15 protein-coding genes are annotated in these 18330 nt (G+C 44.1%); 8 read left to right on the top strand and 7 right to left on the bottom strand.

Features of this window, described 5'->3' with window-relative positions; genetic code table 11:
• The first annotated feature begins 67 nt into the window (after window positions 1-67).
• Window positions 68-1816, top strand: coding sequence for an ATP-binding protein (locus tag NFI81_RS18505; protein WP_234611000.1), 1749 nt, complete (start codon window positions 68-70; stop codon window positions 1814-1816).
• 15 nt (window positions 1817-1831) lie between these two features.
• On the opposite strand, the gene NFI81_RS18500 is transcribed toward NFI81_RS18505, so the two are convergent.
• Window positions 1832-2827 (bottom strand): polysaccharide deacetylase family protein, encoded by a 996-nt coding sequence (locus tag NFI81_RS18500; protein ID WP_234611001.1) that lies wholly within the window; start codon window positions 2825-2827, stop codon window positions 1832-1834.
• 153 nt (window positions 2828-2980) lie between these two features.
• Here NFI81_RS18500 and NFI81_RS18495 point away from each other — a divergent pair, with 153 nt between their 5' ends.
• The gene (locus NFI81_RS18495; RefSeq protein ID WP_234611002.1) at window positions 2981-3961 is read left to right on the top strand and encodes a hypothetical protein; all 981 of its coding nucleotides are present in this window, start codon (window positions 2981-2983) and stop codon (window positions 3959-3961) included.
• 37 nt (window positions 3962-3998) lie between these two features.
• Here the strand turns inward: NFI81_RS18495 and NFI81_RS18490 are convergent, their stop codons facing one another.
• Genes NFI81_RS18490 through NFI81_RS18480 form a run of 3 tightly spaced genes read right to left on the bottom strand, consistent with a single transcriptional unit; the run spans window position 3999 to window position 6712 of the window.
• Entirely contained in the window at window positions 3999-4991 is a 993-nt protein-coding gene (locus NFI81_RS18490) for a bifunctional heptose 7-phosphate kinase/heptose 1-phosphate adenyltransferase (protein WP_234611003.1), read from the bottom strand.
• Window positions 4992-5039: 48 nt separating this feature from the next.
• Window positions 5040-5468, bottom strand: a complete 429-nt coding sequence (locus NFI81_RS18485; protein ID WP_234611004.1) for a GNAT family N-acetyltransferase — start codon at window positions 5466-5468, stop codon at window positions 5040-5042.
• Complete coding sequence (locus NFI81_RS18480) at window positions 5465-6712, bottom strand: bifunctional 3,4-dihydroxy-2-butanone-4-phosphate synthase/GTP cyclohydrolase II (RefSeq protein WP_234611005.1); 1248 nt, start codon at window positions 6710-6712, stop codon at window positions 5465-5467. The genes NFI81_RS18485 and NFI81_RS18480 overlap by 4 nt, the downstream gene beginning before the upstream one ends.
• 184 nt (window positions 6713-6896) lie before the next feature.
• On the opposite strand from NFI81_RS18480, the gene NFI81_RS18475 reads away from it, so the two are divergent.
• The 4 genes from NFI81_RS18475 (at window position 6897) to NFI81_RS18460 (ending at window position 12385) form a co-directional block, all read left to right on the top strand.
• Complete coding sequence (locus NFI81_RS18475) at window positions 6897-8846, top strand: T9SS type B sorting domain-containing protein (RefSeq protein ID WP_234611006.1); 1950 nt, start codon at window positions 6897-6899, stop codon at window positions 8844-8846.
• 180 nt (window positions 8847-9026) lie between these two features.
• Window positions 9027-10937, top strand: coding sequence for a T9SS type B sorting domain-containing protein (locus NFI81_RS18470; protein WP_234611007.1), 1911 nt, complete (start codon window positions 9027-9029; stop codon window positions 10935-10937).
• Between the two features lie 54 nt (window positions 10938-10991).
• Window positions 10992-11339, top strand: coding sequence for a YbaB/EbfC family nucleoid-associated protein (locus NFI81_RS18465; RefSeq protein WP_234611008.1), 348 nt, complete (start codon window positions 10992-10994; stop codon window positions 11337-11339).
• A gap of 11 nt (window positions 11340-11350) precedes the next feature.
• Entirely contained in the window at window positions 11351-12385 is a 1035-nt protein-coding gene (locus tag NFI81_RS18460) for a glycosyltransferase family 2 protein (RefSeq protein WP_234611009.1), read from the top strand.
• On the opposite strand, the gene NFI81_RS18455 is transcribed toward NFI81_RS18460, so the two are convergent.
• Window positions 12366-12587: a PspC domain-containing protein gene (locus tag NFI81_RS18455; protein ID WP_082217382.1), complete on the bottom strand. Its 222-nt coding sequence runs from the start codon at window positions 12585-12587 to the stop codon at window positions 12366-12368. The genes NFI81_RS18460 and NFI81_RS18455 overlap by 20 nt on opposite strands.
• A gap of 350 nt (window positions 12588-12937) precedes the next feature.
• Between NFI81_RS18455 and NFI81_RS18450 the strand changes: the two genes are divergently transcribed.
• Entirely contained in the window at window positions 12938-13132 is a 195-nt protein-coding gene (locus NFI81_RS18450; protein WP_026629450.1) for a cold-shock protein, read from the top strand.
• Window positions 13133-13196: 64 nt separating this feature from the next.
• Here NFI81_RS18450 and lysS read toward each other — a convergent pair whose 3' ends face one another.
• Window positions 13197-14912, bottom strand: coding sequence for a lysine--tRNA ligase (gene lysS / locus NFI81_RS18445; protein WP_234611010.1), 1716 nt, complete (start codon window positions 14910-14912; stop codon window positions 13197-13199).
• A 176-nt stretch (window positions 14913-15088) separates the two neighbouring features.
• Between lysS and NFI81_RS18440 the strand changes: the two genes are divergently transcribed.
• The gene (locus tag NFI81_RS18440) at window positions 15089-17584 is read left to right on the top strand and encodes an AsmA family protein (RefSeq protein WP_234611011.1); all 2496 of its coding nucleotides are present in this window, start codon (window positions 15089-15091) and stop codon (window positions 17582-17584) included.
• Window positions 17585-17586: 2 nt separating this feature from the next.
• Here NFI81_RS18440 and NFI81_RS18435 read toward each other — a convergent pair whose 3' ends face one another.
• A complete protein-coding gene (locus NFI81_RS18435) occupies window positions 17587-18297 on the bottom strand; it encodes a response regulator transcription factor (RefSeq protein WP_082217379.1) in 711 nt (236 codons plus the stop codon).
• Window positions 18298-18330 lie beyond the last annotated feature (33 nt).

The raw sequence follows: 18330 nt of genomic DNA, 5'->3' as shown, positions 1-18330 counted from the left end.
GTAAATTTGAATTATTGTCTTACAGGCAGTCTCAACCTTATTATCAGCGCATTTAAATTGCTCTTGCTTGAATAAAACTACTTATACTAACGAGTTCAACGAACTATGGAAAAAAGATAGTGAGTTGAAATCGAGGTGGGGCAACATTATTTTTTGTGTTGCTTATTTGGTTGGTTATCCTGCGACTTCCATCCTCTATTTTCTGCGTAATGACCCTGCATTTCCAGAAGTTTTAGCAGCCCAACTGATTTTGAGCGGAATCATTATCTTCTTGCTCATGCTTCATTTTGCCGGGAAGCTCAGCGCCCAGAAAGCATCGTTCTACACAAATTTGGCACTGGTGCCAGTGCACGCTTACATTTTGGCCGAAGTGCCACATGCTTCGTATGACCGTGCCAGCCTTAATATGACGCTCGGCTTAATGTTCTCGTTTTTCGTGCTCCGGTGGCCGGTGCGTTACAGCATAATCCTGACATTGATTGTCCTGATCATTTTCCCGCCAGCATTATATTATCGCCATCCCCATTATCTGTTCAATTTTTTCAGCCAGGGAGGATTGTTTTTCTTTCTTGGGCAAATGTTGTTTCCCTTCATGATGTATTTCCATGAGAGCCGGAATAAGCACGAGTTTTTCTATCTTTTTTCCCTGGCGGAACAAAATGATCTGCTCGAAAAGCAAAAGCAAATTGCGGAAGATGCCACCTTGGCTAAATCTGAATTTCTATCGACGATGAGCCACGAGATCAGAACGCCGCTCAATGGTATTGTGGGCATCGTTCATCTTTTGGAAGAAAATAAATCAAGGAGCGAAGAGGAAATGGAGTTGATTGAAACCTTGAAATTCTCTTCTATTCATTTAATGGCCGTTGTAAATGACATTCTGGATTTCAATAAAATCAACTCCAATCATGTCAAACTTCATGCGGTTTCATTTGACCTGGAAGATCTTTTCAAAAACCTTTACAACAGTTTCCTGCCCAGGACCAGGGAAAAGGGACTGGACCTGAATTTCACATTGCCCGACCTCCCACAACTGCGGGGAGATCAGGTGAGGCTGAGCCAGGTAATCACCAACCTGATTCATAATGCGATCAAATTCACGGATAGTGGTTTTGTGAAGTTTTCTGCAAACGAAATTGAGCGCGGAAAAGACGTAATCAACTTGGAATTCACTGTTTCCGACACGGGGATAGGGATTTCGGAAGATCAGCAGGCCAGCATTTTTGAAATTTTTACGCAGGTCCGGAGCCTTGTCAAGCGACAGGATGGCGGCACTGGGCTTGGGTTGGCAATTTCCCGGGAGCTTGTGAGGCTATTTGGCGGTGAGCTTTCAGTGCGCAGCCAGCTGGGTGAAGGTTCTGTATTTTCATTTCAGATAACATTGCCAATTTCGGATGTTGTCAGAAATCCGGTACATCCTGAAAAAATGGCGACCCCTGCATTCAGTTCAAAAACCAAGGTGCTGGTTGTAGATGACAATGCGACCAATCTGATGTTCGCAACGCAACTTTTAAAAAGGAAAAGCATCCCCTTTGATCTTGCGTCGGATGGAAAGCAAGCCGTGGAAAAGTATTTTTCAGAGGGTTATAACCTCATTTTTATGGATTTAAGAATGCCCGTTATGGACGGGTTTGAGGCTACCAAAATAATCAGGGAACATAATCAGGACATTCCCATCGTGGCTTTGACTGCATCGGCATTCCAGGACGAGCGCGAACGTGCATTGGCCAATGGTTTCAGCGATTATCTTGTAAAACCGTTCCTCCCGCCCGATTTCTACAAAATCGTGTACGCACACATTGGGATTGAAGAATAACTGTCGATTTTTAAATCATTTCACCTTTTGCCGCCGCTGCATGGCTTCGCGCCAGGTGGTAAGGATAATGCCCTCTTTTTCAATGTATTTTTTCAATTCGGGATCAATCATCGCCAGATAATCACCTTCGCGTGTTGTCGCTGAATCCGAAATGTGAGGAAAAACGTCGGAGTGGATCGTGCAATGCATAATGACCATCGTCAGGCCAGGTTTCAGCGCTTTTATTGCATTGATGTATTTTTCCGTTTTGTATTTTTGGAGCGCTTTTTCAGATTTGTCACCATTTTCGGGTCCTTTCCAGCCATAACTTGTATTTTCCAGATCATCCAATACGGGTAATCCGGCGTCCCAGAGTTGTTTTCCAATTGTTTGCGTCATTTGAAAGCGCTCTGCAATCATTTTTTCCTCAGCCTGAATTGCCGTATTATGTCCGCCCGGAAACATAACCGGAATTCTTTCCTGCATACCCACTTTCAGATAACGTTCCAAAAACTCGTTCGTTGCGAAGAGCGTGCCCATGTGTGAATCCATATGCGTGGGCTCGAAACCCATGGCCCGCGCACGGTCCAACTGCGCACGTATCTCCATTTCCACTTCATCGGCAGAAGCATTTTTAATGACTTCCGCCACACTGCGCCACATTGCGCCTTCCGGATCGACGAGCCCTTTCACATTAGGCTTCCCCGCAAGCGGTCCCCAGCGATAGTCTTTCCATTCGGACGTCATGGTAAGGTGAAGACCGGCATCCAGATCTTTGTTTTCTTTCCAATAATTAACAAAACCCGGCACCCAACCACAAGGCATCATCACGCTCAGCGAATTGGCAACCCCATTCCGGATCGCCTTGATCGCCCCCTGATTGGATTCATATGACATGCCGACATCATCCACATGAATGATCAGCACTTTTTTCCCCTTCGGGTAACCCAGTTTTTCAGCGTAAGTTTCAGCAGTTTGCGCCATGGCAACATCGGATAACAAAATGAATAAGAAAAGGAATGTTGTTTTCATATCAGGATGCATTCACATTGTTTTTAGTTAAGGCAAATTGTGCCTGTTAATACCCGCTTTTGCGTGAATTGTACTATCCCGATCTTTTTACCAATACAATAGCCTCAGCCTTTTCACGTTATTTGCCAAAATCAGCCACCCCGACCTTTCCGCATGATCCATTCCCGAAGTCTGCTAACCTGTTCGCTTCTCCTGTTTTTTAGTGCCGCACAGGCGCAGCATTTCTCGCTTAGCCGCCTTTTTTATCCCAATTTAACATTGAAAGCAGACTATGCCGTGCCTTCGAGCATGAATGGAACGCAGGATTATGGCGTAACAAGGACCGGCTTTTTGGGCATAATCCCCATTCACAGCGAAGTGCAATTGGGTTATAGCTTACGAAAAAAGTTTGATTTGCGGGCAGTGCATACGGTTATGCTGGCCCAATATAACCAGATCCAGCCAACCGTGGATGGAAAGAACAACCCGGAGAATGGTTACAAAACGCTCTCACTGGGCGTGATCCGACTTCAAGCCAGCATCAAGGACCGGCTTTGGGTGTATGGCGGTGGTTTGGGAATGACGGAAACGAATGAGACTTTTTTCAGTCCACAGCCTTTCTTTTGGGGCGGCGCGGCCCGTATGCACATTCTCGGCCTGCGGACGCAAATTTTGTATGGATCTGTATTAGCTTATAATCAAAAACTGCGTTTCGTGCCGGTTTTCGGGGTTAACAAAGGTTTGGGAAGACATTGGCGCGTGTCCGCATTGCTGCCTTTTATGGCTAATGCGAATTACAAAGCGACCAAATGGTTTAATGTTGACTTTCTGGCCGGGCTGAGCGGTTATAGCGGTGGTTTTCAAATCCAAATGCCTGAGGAGAAGATGCTTAGGAGAGAGAATTACCGCCAAATCAAAACCGGGATATCTGCCAATGCGCATTTGTTTACGGCCATTAATGTGTCTCTGGAAGCGGGTGTAAGCACTTTCCGACAGATCAAAACATTCAATAGCGCCCGGGAAAATCTCACATCCTACACGCCGGCAACGACACCTTACATTGGTGCAAGTGTTCGTTACATCACCAGCAGATCCAAACTTTCGTCCAAATTCACCAGAAGAATGGGATTGGGGCAGTCGGGGATTAACTGGTAAACTTATCAATTAAAACAAGTTACAGGAATTTTACTTGTCAGTAAGCTGGCGAAATAACCAGGTTAAGCGCTTCGGTTTTCAATAATTCCTTATCAATAGGGACTACGCCAACGAGTTCACAAACCAAACCTCCACCCAGGTTGGAGACAGCTGCAATGGTCTTTGGTGGCAACCCTAATGCCACGCAGCACGCTGCAATGCTGATCACCGTATCGCCAGCGCCGGAAACATCGGCAATTTGTCTGATATGCGCTGGTAATTTGTGCACTTCATCCTGAAAATCAATGATAACGCCGCGTTCGGAAAGTGTGATCAGAGCGCCTTTCACATTCAAGGCTTCTTTTAAATGTTGTACTGCGCCACGAAGTTCATCCGGGTTGTCTACATTGAATTCAATTTTCAAACCTTCGCGCAGTTCTTTCAGGTTGGGCTTGAACAATGTAGTGTTATTGTAAGCTAAGAAATTCCGTTTTTTGGGGTCCACAACGGTAGGAACGTTGTGTTCGTTTGCAAATGCGGTGATCTCGAAAATGGACTCGGGCGTAAGCACACCTTTGTCATAATCTTCAAAAATAATCACATTACAGCTGGGGATCAGCTCTTTTGCTTTTGCGATCAGTTGCTCCGTTTCGCTCTTTGAAACCGGTTTGTCAGTTTCCGTATCAATACGGACAACTTGCTGTGAGCCAGCAATAATGCGTTCTTTAATAGTGGTGATCCTGCTTTCGCTGCGAATTAAGCCTTCGCAGTTCAATCCTTTATCTTTCAGGCTGTTTTCAAGCAAATCTCCTGAACTGTCGGTCCCGATAACTGAACATATAATAGCCTCTGCACCAAGTGATTGCACATTTAAGAGCACATTACCGGCGCCACCCAGGCGATACTCACGCGTTTGAACATTAACCACCGGAACAGGGGCTTCCGGCGAGATTCTTTCCACTTTTCCCCAGACATATGAGTCCAGCATGACATCTCCGATAACCAGTACACGCAGCGTGTCGAATGCTTCAAAAACCTGATTGATATTCATAAAATACTTTCGCTCTTAGTATAAATTTTAGATCAAATCTTAATGGAATCAGATATTGGTAACAAAATGCAAGCTCGTAACCTGGAAACGCTTGTTCAGATATAGCCTGTGCGCATCAGTTCGAGCCTCAGATACGCCTGAGTCCAGATGAACCTGCGCATAATTTTCTTTCTCCGCAAAGTCCAGAATCCAGTCGATCAAAATGCCTGCATATCCTTTGCCACGTTGTTCAGGCAAAGTAGAAAGATCATCAATATAAATATAATTTCCCCTAAAAAGGTTGTATCCGGTCTCAAAAACTGCAACGGCGGCAGCTTCGTCATTTTCTTCAATAAATATAATTTGCCGTTTATCTGCAAGCGTCTTTTTCACCGCTTCCAGATAAAGATCATCAACCAGCTGGGGCCGTAAAGCCTGAATGGCCCGGCGGCACTTTTGGATGTCGCCCTCAGTCTTTACGATTTGAACATTTGTCATCCTTTATTTACCGGGATTGTCAGGTTGCTCAAATTGTGACCCATTTTGTCTCTTTTGGTCAAAAGATATTTCTCATTATGCGGATTGGACGGAATCTCCACATTCACGGAATCTACGATTTCAAGACCGTAACCTATTAATCCAGCCCGTTTCTTAGGGTTATTTGTAATAAGACGCAGTTTGGTTACGTCAAGATCGCGCAGGATCTGCGCGCCAACGCCATAGTCGCGGTCGTCCATCGGGAAACCGAGTTCCAGGTTGGCTTCAACCGTATCCCGGCCCATTTCTTGCAGCTTATAAGCTCTCAGTTTGTTCAAAAGGCCGATTCCGCGACCTTCCTGGTTCATATACACGATCACACCTTTGCCTGCCTTGTCCACCATTTCCATCGCGGCGTGAAGCTGCGGGCCGCAATCGCAACGGCAAGAGCCGAAAATATCGCCCGTCACACAGGATGAATGTACGCGCACGAGAACAGGTTCGTCTTTTTCCCAGGTTCCCTTTACGAGCGCCAGGTGCAAATCGTCCGTGTTTATTTGTCTGTATGCAATCAGGTCGAAATGGCCCCATTTAGTAGGCATATCCACACCGATTTCGCGTTTGATAAGGGATTCTTTTTGAAGTCTGTACTCAATCAGGTCCTTGATACTTACCAATTTAAGGTTAAACCGGTTGGCGATCTCGCGCAATTGAGGAAGTCTGGCCATAGAGCCGTCTTCGTTCAAAATCTCCACCAAAACACCTGCCGGCGATAAGCCTGCCAGTCTCGGAAAATCAATGGCCGCTTCTGTATGGCCCGTTCTTCTCAAAACGCCGCCTTTTTTTGCTTTCAATGGGAAAATGTGGCCCGGCCTTCCTAAATCTTCCGGCAGCGTGTCCGCGTCGACAAGCGCTTTAATGGTCTTTGAACGGTCACTTGCCGAAATGCCGGTGGTGCAGCCGTGCCCGAGCAGATCTACGGAAACGGTGAACGCCGTTTCGTGCAAAGCGGTATTTGTGCCCACCATCATTTCGAGGTTCAGTTCGGCACAGCGCTCTTCGGTAATGGGAACGCAGATCAATCCACGGCCTTCGCGAGCCATAAAATTCACAATTTCAGGGGTTATGAGCTCTGCTGCACATATAAAGTCACCTTCATTTTCACGATCCTCATCATCTACGACGATGATCATTTCCCCTCTTTTTATAGCCGCTATGGCCTCATCTATGGAATCCAGAACTATTGGAATGCTATTATTATTCATTAATCAGGTTGACGAAAAATAGTTTTAAACAAAAACTCGTTTTTACTCTGCAAAGGTACATTCTTAATGTTGAAAAGTTCTATTTTTGAACCTCCATTGCACCTTAACAAAGCTTTTAGCTTATCCGTTTCAATGATCTGCCGGAACTATCCAGCCTATCATTCTGAGGTAATTTTACTCATCTATGAAGATTAATCTACTGTTATTGTTTCTGTTAAGCGCCTTTTTGTTGATTAACAAAAATGTTTTCGGACAGAGCTTCTGCGGCACTACCGGTAAATTTCTGGTAACTCCCACAGAAGGCTGCGCGCCACTGACAGTGAACATTACCAATCAGATGGTCAACGCGGAAAATGTCACTTACGCTTACGATTTTAACAAAAACAGTACTTCACCGCCAGAGGAGAAGGACCGGTCTTTTGAGCTTTCGCATGTATATAACCTGCCCGGAACTTACACCATTCTGCAATATGGCAGTATCAAGGATGTGGCGGGATTTAGTCTTTGCAAAGATGTTGTTGTAAAGGAAAATCGTGCTCCTAAGGCTGAATTAATGACCTGTAACAATGGTCGGGTGAGGCTTACAATCGTTAATGATGCGGTTTCATCTGCTTATGATGCGATTGAAATTAACTGGGGCGATGGGTCCAGTCAGTCAATTAATATTAAAAATAACGGTGCGCTTTTTTATGATCACAAATACGCAACAGGCGGAAATTTTCCTGCCATAACGATTCAGGGCAAACATTCCACGGGGAATTGTAACCAGACATTGAAGACCACATTAACCAAAGAAACCGCGCCACAATCGCTCGCGAAAATCAGGATAAGAAGCGTTGAAATGCTTCCTTCCGGTGAAGCAAAAATTCTGTATGATGGAATGGAAGGCATTGTAACGGAGATTTGGATTGATAAAGGTGATGGCCAATTTGTAACAACAGGCAAAGGAGGCCAGTCCGATGGCGCTCAGTCAGCGACCGTTACGGGCCTAAATCCTCAGCAGATTTACCGTTTCAAGTTGTCCTCAAAAAACTTCTGTGAGAATCTGATCGACAGTCCGGTGGTGAGCAGCCTGGTTCTCAAAGAAGGGGCTGTTTCCCTGGATGAGATCATTTCTGTGTCCTGGGAACATTATCCCAACACCGGTAACCTTTTGCAGTATCAATTGAAGCGCGACGGATCTGTTATATTTACATCTACCGATCAGCTTTCATATCTCGACACCGATGTGAAATGCGGGACCACTTATCAATACGAGATCGTTGCGATCATTGAAAACGACGTTCGTTCGTACTCCACGCCTTTTAGCATTGCCCCAAAAAGCTCAGCTCCCGAAACGATTACGACTGCAAGCGTAACAGTTAAAGACGAAAATACCATTACGACACAAGTTGCATTGAGCGGTGAAGGCCTCACCAGCAGCTACGACCTGATCGTTGAACGGGCAACATTGGGAAGCCAGGATTTCCAGCAGATTTCCCAGCCCGATAACCAAAGTTTGCTGTTTGATGATGTGGATGTGAACACTTCTGCAAACTCGTATTGCTATCGTTTTACTTATGAAAATGCCTGCAATTTAAGAGCACCGGCATTCAGCGCGCCGGTTTGTTCCATCCTCCTGCAAAACCGGGTTACGGATGTCCTTTGGAATGCGGATTCCCCGTTTACCGATGGAGTTGGTTCATATAATCTAATACAAATGGACGACGCAGGAACGGTTCAGGACGAAATTCCGAAGCAACTGGAAACCAGCCATTTGCTTGATATCGGCTCACAATCTGCTTTTTCATTTCAGGTTAAGGCCCAGTCAACCGACGGAAATATGCTGAGTTATTCCAATGTGTTGTCGTTGCGAAGAGATCCCATTGTCCTGATCCCGGATGCGTTTACTCCTAACGGAGATGCTTATAATGAGCGTTTTGAAGTGAAAGCTTATTTTGTTTCAACATTTAATATGTCGGTCTTCACGCGCTGGGGTGAAGTGGTTTTTCAAACAGAAAACAGCGCAGAAAGTTGGGACGGGAAAATTAAAAATGAGAAGGCACCGGGTGGATATTATTTGTATAAAATTGAGATGACGAACGCTTCGGGTCAGCAAATTTCGAGAAATGGGAGTTTTTTATTGATCCGATAGGATTTTTCTAATGGCTTGTTAATCAGAATAATACTTTCAATGCAATCCCGTTTAATATTTAAGCCATTCTCATTTTGAAATAAATTATTTTTGTGACGGTGTTACAACCATCAATAGTTCATATCGCTCCATGACGATATGGAGTCTTTTAAAAAGGTCATGTCCTAATATTGCACACATATGAGATTAACATTACTATCCCTTTTCTCCATTTTAATTTTCTTCTGCAAAACACTACATGCCCAGGGACTCTGTGACCGTGGGGGCGGAGGCTTCACAATTGATAAAACCGAAGGCTGTGCGCCATTAACAATCCGGGTTACAAACACCGTCCCGAATCCTATTTTGGTGGGTTACGATGCTAGTTTTGACGGCAGATCTCCACAAATCGCACCGGGACCCATTTTCACATATTCTCTCCCAGCCACGTATACAGTTTTACAGCAAGGTGCAGTGTCCTCAGGGCAATTTTACGCTTGTAAGACTGTCCAGGTGTTTGAGACCCGGGTTATTACGCCGCAGTATTCTTCCTGCGGTGGTGGAAAGATCTTTCTGAGTTTAATAGACGATGCGATCTTGAAAGCCTACGATGAAGTGAAAATTCAATGGGGCGACGGAAAGACGGATATCTGGAAGAAAGGGAGTCCTTTGGTGATCGAGCACAGTTACGCGGATGTTAGTACCAATCCAACGGTTTTGTTAACAGGGCTTTATGTTGGAAAAGGATGCGCCGAAGGCCGCGCCACTTCGCTTCCCATTACTTTTCAGCAGGCCCAGTTAAATGATATAGCAATAAAATCGGTCGAAATGAGGGGTGATGGCACGCTCAGGATCAATTATCAGGGTTTGAGTGGCGTTTACACGGACATCAATTACAGCACCAATGGTTCGAACTATACGACTGCGGGAAGAAGGTCATCCGGCGGATTACAGCCTTTTGATGTGAAGAATATGGTTACAAGCCAGGTGTACCAAGTGAAATTATCTTCGGAAGATTTGTGCTCTGGCAAAAACGACAGTCCGGTTTACAGCAGCATGACGTTAACCGGTCGGTCAGAAGACGGCCAAAATATCCTTACATGGAGCAAATATCCCGATGCGACTGACTTCACATCTTACGACCTTTTGCGTGACGGGACGATCATAAAAACCTTCACTTCCATAAACGACATCACCTATACAGACGAGGATGTGCAGTGCGGCAGCTTTTCGGAATACCAGGTGGTTGCAAAGATTAAGGACGTAACTTCAACATCCGCTCCGGTTGGTGTAAAGGCTGAAATTGCTTCGCCTAAGCCGATCAAAGATGCAGCAGTTTCTGTTGATGGCGATCGTGCTGTAACTATCAAAGCAAATGTTCCGGGCGCCGGACCAAACAGTACATACGACCTTACTATTGAAAAAGCAGAAGCAGGTGCAACATTATTCAAGAAAATAATTACACTCTTTAACGAGAGCGAATATTCAGATCCGGACGTTAAGACAAATGAGTTATCTTATTGTTACAAGATCAGTTATACCAATTCATGCGGACAAAAAGTCCCGCCCTCAGAGCCTGTTTGCACAATCCTGCTAACGAAAAATCTGACTACACTCAATTGGACTACCCAATCGCCCATTCTTGGGGGTGTTTCCAGCTACGACGTCATTCAGGCGGGATCCAGTACGGCTGAGGAAGTGATTCCTGTGCAGATGAATTCAAATTATACCATTAAAGTAAATGCACAAAGTGATCTGGAGTATAACTTCCAGATCCTGGCCAATTCCACTCCGGGCGGGTTTGAGAGCTTGTCCAACATTATTAATTACAAAAGAAGCGCAGGTGTTTTTGTTCCGCAGGCATTCAGCCCGAATGGGGATGGTTATAATGATATTCTGGAAGCTAAATCTACGCAGCTTCAATCATTTAACTTTTCTGTGATGAACCGTTGGGGTGAGGTTGTTTTTCATTCAGATGACATCGCAACAGGCTGGGATGGAACGATTAACGGGGCAAATGCGCCGGTAGGATCGTATGTTTACAAAATGACTTTCGTGGACGATATCAATCAAACTGTTGAAAAAAGTGGTACATTTATGCTTTTACGATAGGAACCATTTCCGGTAAAATAGTTTTATAAAAGGCATAACTTAATCAGTACGACTATGTTTGGTAATATGGCGGATATGATGGGGCTCATGGGCAAAATGAAAGACCTTCAGTCTCGCATGAAAGAAGCGCAGGATTCATTGGTCAATCTTACTCAGGTTGCTGAGTCGGGTGGTGGAATGGTGAAAGCGACTGTGAACGGGCAAAAAGCATTAATAGGCTTAGATATAGATAAAGACCTTGTTAATCCTGATGACAAGGAAATGCTGCAGGATTTGATTGTTGCCGCCGTCAACAAAGCATTGGATAACATTGAACCAAAAATTAAAGAGCACTTGCAGAAAGCAACGGATGGTGTGCTTCCTAACATTCCAGGACTTGACCTGGGAGGGTTTATGAAATAACCACATCATTAATGGCTCCGACTGTTGCGATTGTCATCCTGAATTATAACGGCAGACACCATCTCGAAAAATTCCTTCCCAACGTCTTAAAGTATTCAGAAGGCTATGCAGTTTGGATAGCCGACAATGCGTCTACAGACCAGTCAATCCATTGGTTAAGTACGGCATATCCTGAATTAAACACCCTCACGATTTCGGAAAACAAGGGTTATGCCGGCGGCTATAATGATGCACTGAGGCGCATTGCTGCGGATTATTACATTCTGTTGAATTCCGATATTGAAGTTACGGAGAACTGGATTGAGCCGGTCATTTCTTTTATGGATACTGATGAAAGAATAGCCGCGTGTCAGCCTAAAATCCGCGCATACGATCTCCCAACGCACTTTGAATATGCAGGAGCGGCTGGCGGTTACATGGATTATCTGGGTTATCCGTTTTGCAGAGGGCGGATTTTTGATACGCGGGAGGAGGATTTAGGCCAGTTTGATGACGAGCAGGACGTATTTTGGGCAACGGGCGCTTGCCTGTTTGTTCGTGCGTCTGCATTCCATCGTGCCGCTGGTTTTGATGAATCGTTTTTCGCGCACATGGAGGAAATTGATCTTTGCTGGCGCTTGCTTAATATGCAATATCGTATCACATACTGCGGAAAATCAGTCGTTTATCATGTAGGAGGCGGGACGTTGCATAAATCCAATCCACGCAAAACTTTTCTGAATTACCGGAACAATCTGATTATGCTTTTCAAAAATCTTCCCAAAGGCAGGAGATGGAAAACGGTTTTTATCCGATTACTACTGGACGGGATTTCAAGCGTGCGGTTTATGGCTACGGGTGCCTGGCCCGACGTGGTTGCCATATTAAGGGCGCATATCGCGTTTTACAGAATGATCCCTTCGCTTATTAAAACAACGAAAAGGACCTCAAATCGCGCCCCACTTTATTACAGAAGCATTGTCTGGGAATATTTTGTGCTAGGAAAGCACCGTTTTAGTCAATTAACGGGGATTAACCTAAAAAGAACTACAGTTCCCAGATCGTAGGACTGTTGTGACGGCGCCAGTGTTTCTGCAATTCCATCCAGAATGCAAGCACCAGATATAGGATTATAGGTGATCCAAAGGTCATGAAAGTGGCGTATATAAAGTACAGCCGGACGCTGCTAGCCGGGAAATTAAGCTTTTCGCCTAATTTTGCGCATACACCAAATATTTGGTCCTCAACGTAATACCGAAGTTTGCTCATACCTTTTTTCCAATAATTACTTCATAATTAAGGATTTTTACCCGCATATACAATTCGGTGTTTCAAATTTCATTCAAAACACGGCGAAATGGCAAAATACCGCTAACTCGTAAATTTTCAAATTCTTTATTCAAATAAATTGTTTTACAAACAATTTTTGTTTCTTTGTGATTAAAGATTTTGTAAGTTGTTCATTATAATCAAGATGTCTTGGCAAAAAATTCCAAAGTTTCTTTTACCAATGCGTTGAGCCTCCCTCAATTATTTGGTTAAGCCCTTTGGACTTTTGATTGAAACGCTCACAAACCTTTTGTATTTTCACCTTATTTCAATTTTTTTATTCAACCATTATGCCAACAGGTACTGTAAAATTTTTCAATGAAGCTAAGGGATACGGCTTCATCGTTGAAGACGACACAAACAGAGACATTTTTGTCCATGTGACAGGATTGGGAGGACTTACTATCCGTGAAAATGACCAAGTGGAATACGAAGTCGTTGAAGGTAAAAAAGGACTAAACGCTGTGCAGGTAAAAAAGATATAATCGTATTTTTTTTGCAGGTAATGAAAAATGCCACTCCTTTCGGGTGGCATTTTTCATGCATTAACTAAGCAATCCAGGCCTTAATGTCATCCAAAAGAGGCATTTTGTCTTCTATTTTAAGCTTTTTCCGCATTCCTCCCAGATCGTTGAAGATCTTATTGGGATTAGCGGCTTTCAATTGCTCAATCGTAAGAATGTTCATTTTTTGCAAAGCAGGAACCCATGCAGCTGGAACCCCGGCATTGATGTAATCCATTTCCTTGGCAATCTCAACCCTGCGTTCCGGGCGCATTTGCGGGAAGAAAATCACTTCCTGAATGCTTGAATTGTTGGTTAGCAGCATCGTAAGCCGGTCAATGCCTATCCCGATTCCTGAACTTGGCGGCATGCCGTATTCAAGTGATCTGAGGAAATCATCGTCCATTTCCATGGCTTCGTCATCGCCGCGCTCTTTCAGTTTAAGCTGATCTTCAAAACGTTCGCGCTGCTCCAGAGGATCATTCAACTCAGAATATGCATTAGCAATCTCCCTACCATTCACAAACAGCTCAAAACGCTCCACCATGCCTTTTTTAGTGCGGTGTTTTTTCGTCAACGGCGACATTTCAACCGGGTGATCAATAATGAATGTGGGCTGGATAATGTGCGCTTCTACTTTTTCACCAAAAATCTCATCAATCAGCTTTCCTTTGCCCATGCTTTCCGTCACTTCCATTCCCCACGCACGGCATTGCTCGCGGATCACATTTTCATCCGAAGCATCAACATCCAGTCCTGTGTATTGTTTGATAGCGTCTGTAATGCTCAAACGAGGATATGGGCCGGCAAAATCCAGCTCAGTTTCTCCGAACTTCGCAATTGTTGTTCCGTTAACTGCAAGCGCGACCTGTTCCAACACTTGCTCGGTCATACGCATCATCCACAGATAATCCTTATAGGCAACATATAGCTCAACGGTAGTAAATTCAGGGTTATGCGTCCGGTCCATCCCTTCATTGCGAAATAGTTTTCCAAACTCATAAACACCTTCGAAGCCACCGACTATCAGACGCTTTAAGTGCAATTCCGTGGCGATTCTCAGGAAAAGATCCATGTCCAGGGAATTGTGATGTGTTTCAAACGGTCTTGCCGCAGCGCCTCCGTGAACGCTTTGCAATACCGGCGTCTCCACTTCAAGCCATCCTTTGGAATCAAAATACGAACGCATGGTCGTTATGATCCTGGCTCTTTTGATAAAGATATCACGCACTTCCGGGTTCACGATCAAATCCACATAACGCTGGCGGTAACGCAGTTCCGGGTCCGTAAAACCATCGTGAATGTTACCGTCTTCATCCCGTTTTACAACAGGAAGCGGACGAAGTGATTTGTTCAGAATCTTAAATTCCTGCACGTGAACCGATATTTCGCCGGTTTGTGTAGTGAACACAAACCCTTGAACACCAATGATATCACCAATGTCCAGCAGCTTTTTGAAAACTGTATTATAAAGCGTTTTGTCTTCCCCGGGGCAAAGATCGTCCCTGCGGAAATATAGTTGCACACGCCCCGTGCTGTCCTGAAACTCGGCAAACGCAGCGCTTCCCATAATCCGGAAGCCCATCAGCCTGCCGGCCATGGTGACGTGTTTATAGTCTATCTTATTGTTTTCGTAGTTTTTAACAATGTCTGCGGCATAAGTATTTACCACAAATTCCTCAGCAGGATAAGGCTCAATGCCCAACCGCATTAATTCTTCGCGCTTTTGTCTGCGCAATATTTCCTGTTCGCTTAATAGCATTTTTGACAGCAATAGTTTGAAAACGACAACCTCAATGGTCGAAAAGAGTGCGCAAAAGTACTATATTTTGCCGTGAATAACGAGGATGAAACCATTAAGATACTTTCGTTCGTTGTTAACGTATATTTGCTGGCACGTTATTAATGATTCGTTAATTGCGTTAAATCCCTCACTTCATGTTTGCAAGAGTTTTAAAAATCTTTGGAATAATTGCCCTGTGTGCATTTTTTCTTTTCGGAGCAGTTGAAATATGGGTATATAGGAACAGGGATAATATATTCAAAAATGCAAAGGAGTTCGTAAATGAGAATCTAAATGGAAATCTTGAAATCGAGGATTTTAAATTCCGGCCTTTCAGCGGATCATTTGGATTAAACTTCACATTAACCAACGTCAAACTTACCGACAGCCTGTATCAGGTTCATAAAAAGCCGTTTCTGGAAGCCGAACAAATGCACATTGCATTGGATCTGACAGGTTTTTACAAGGGAAATATCAAGATTAAAAACCTGATCCTGGAAAATGGGACAATGAAATTGTTTGTTCAAAAAGACGGCTATTCCAACCTCAGCATTTTTAAAAGCAGTGCAAAAGACAAAAAGAAAAAGGATTCCGGCGGAAATGATGATATCCTGAAGAAGTTGGGAAACATGCGTTTTGTCAACTTTTCACTCACTTATTCCGATTCGGTTAAGCAGAAATATTATGGCGCGTTGTTACATGACGTTACCAATATCCTTACCACCACAGATTCGAGCACGAATGCCAGCCTTAATGGTGCAATTTTGGTTAACCAACTAACTTTTAAACCTAAAAAAGGCGGGTTTTTGATAAATCAGGAAACCAGGCTCGGACTTGCGCTTGCTTATGACGCCGATAAGCAGCAGCTTAAAATCTATCCCTCGGTGCTGGAAAGTGCTACGAATGACAAAATTGGCATTAACGGGATTTTCGATTTTTCTGATTCAGCAAAAGTGTTTACGCTCAATTTCGAAGCCAAACAGATTGCTATTAAAAATGCACTTCCGCTGTTGAACAGGAAGATAAAAGAGCAAATCGATTCGATTGGGATTCAGACGAACGTAGACGCAAAGGTGCATGTCAGTGGTAAAATCGCCAGTTTAGAGCAGCCCCATGTTGACGTATATTTTAAGGCGGACACTTTCCAATACGCTCTGCCGGTAGGCGTTCTGCGTGATATGCACGCAGAAGGAAGTTTTACAAATCAGGCTGACACAACAAAAATACCCGGACCGGACAATTCGCGCGTTACGACGCAGGATGTCAGAGGGAAATTTGAAACTATCCCGTTTCGGATCAGCATTGCGGTCACCAATTTCCAGAACCCTATTGCTCGGATTAATGGAAATGTTGATGCAGATTCTACCAATCTGGATCAGCTTTTGGATCCTGCACGCTATCGTTTCAAAAACGGAACTGCCAAGATCGAATTCAATTTTGATGGCAGTTTAAAGAACTTCTATGATCCCGACCGCGACCGTTTTAATGGTAAATTGAATGGCAAGGTCTCAATCAATAACATTTCTATGGACTATTTGCCTCGCCAGGTTCATCTGAAAAAAATAAAAGGAGATTTCACATTTGATGAAAAAGCATTTGTATTTCCTGATCTAAGCTTGTCCGATGGGCAGAATATGCTGTATATCAGAGGAAAAGTGCTCGATTTGATCCCTTATCTATTCGGTTCTCCCAAGCCGCTCCGGGCGAATGTGGACATTAATATTCCAAACTGGAAAATGAACTGGCTGGAAACGTTGCTGGCGCCGCGGCAGGTGGTGAAGAAAAAAAGAAAAAAGCTGAAACTGGTCGAATTGCTGGATGATGCCATAGATCAAATGCAGATCGTAGCCAAGCTGGATGCCAAGAAACTCAATTATAAGAATTTTACGGCAAGAGATGTTAAAGGGCAGTTTACGATTAAAAACAATGCTGTGAGCATCGAGTATTTTGTCATGAAGGCGTTTGGCGGCGGTAATGTCAGGATTGCGGGAGAAATGGATAATTCGGGTTCGAGCCAGTTGCCTCACCTGGCCATGCGGGGTAAAATCGGGAACGCGGACGTGCATTCGGTATTTTACTCATTTGATGATTTTGGGCAAAAAACACTTACGCATCAAAACTTGAAGGGAATTTTAAATACAGATTTCAGCTTCGAATCACGGCTTAATAACAACGTCCGGCTTGTGCCGTCCACGATGAAAGGCTTGTTGCGGATTGACCTTACCAATGGCTATATCCTGAATTTTGAGCCATTCATGAAAATGAAAAAGCTGATTTTCAAAAAACGCAATTTCGAACGTGTGAAGTTTGCGCCCATTCGTAGTGACTTCAAACTCAGTGGCCAGGAAATTGAGATATCGCCAACGGAAATTGAGTCCAACGTGGTGACGCTCTACATTGACGGGATTTACAGTTTTGGCAAGAAAACGGACATTAACATTCAAATCCCGTTGAGCAACCTCAAAAAGCGGGACTCAACGTATGTGCTTGATCCAAATAATAAAGAGAAAAAACAGGGATCAAAAATCTTCCTGCGGGCGATTGATGAAAACGGTGAAGTGAATATCAAGCTTGCATTCAGGAAAAAGAAAGACAAGGATAAGGATAAAAAAGATGAGCCGGAGATCGATCCGGATCTGATCGAAAAATAATGTTATTCCTGCTCGTTACTGAACATATACCCAACACCTTTAAGGGTTTTGATATAGCGATCGCCCAGCTTTTCCCGTAATTTCCGAATGTGTACGTCGACGGTCCGTTCCAGGACGTAAATGTCGGCTCCCCAGATTTTTTGCAGCAATTCGTCCCGGTTGAAAACTTTATTGGGCGTCTGCGCTAGGAAAAACAACAGTTCAAACTCTTTCTTCGGAAGCACAATCGATTTTTCAGAACCTTGCGTCACGGTGTAATTTTTCCGGTTAATGGTGAGGTCCAGAATGTCAATCTGGTCACCGGATTCGGCTTTTTGAGCTTCGCGGCGAAACAATGCGTTAATGCGGCTCATCAGCGCCCGTGGCTTAATGGGCTTTGTAATGTAATCATCGGCACCCACATCAAAAGCCGCAACCTCGGAATATTCCTCCGATCTCGCTGTTAAGAAAAGAATATAAGTGTTTTTGATTTCCGGATTGCTCCGCAAAATACGGCCCGTTTCAATGCCGTCCAGTTGCGGCATCATAATGTCGAGCAGTATCAGATCAGGGATGAAAGTCTTGGCGATTTCGATTGCTTTCTTGCCATTGGAAGCGGTGACCACCGAATATCCTTCCTTAATTAAATTATATTCGAGAAGTTCAACAATATCAGAGTCGTCGTCAACAACTAGAACTTTTGGGGCTGACGCGGCAGATTTGGCGGTGCTCATGTTTTTCTTATTAAAACGCAGTTCGAAATTAGT

The sequence above is a fragment of the Dyadobacter fanqingshengii genome (assembly GCF_023822005.2).
Lineage (GTDB): Bacteria > Bacteroidota > Bacteroidia > Cytophagales > Spirosomataceae > Dyadobacter > Dyadobacter fanqingshengii.
This window is presented reverse-complemented; position numbering and strand designations above follow the sequence as displayed.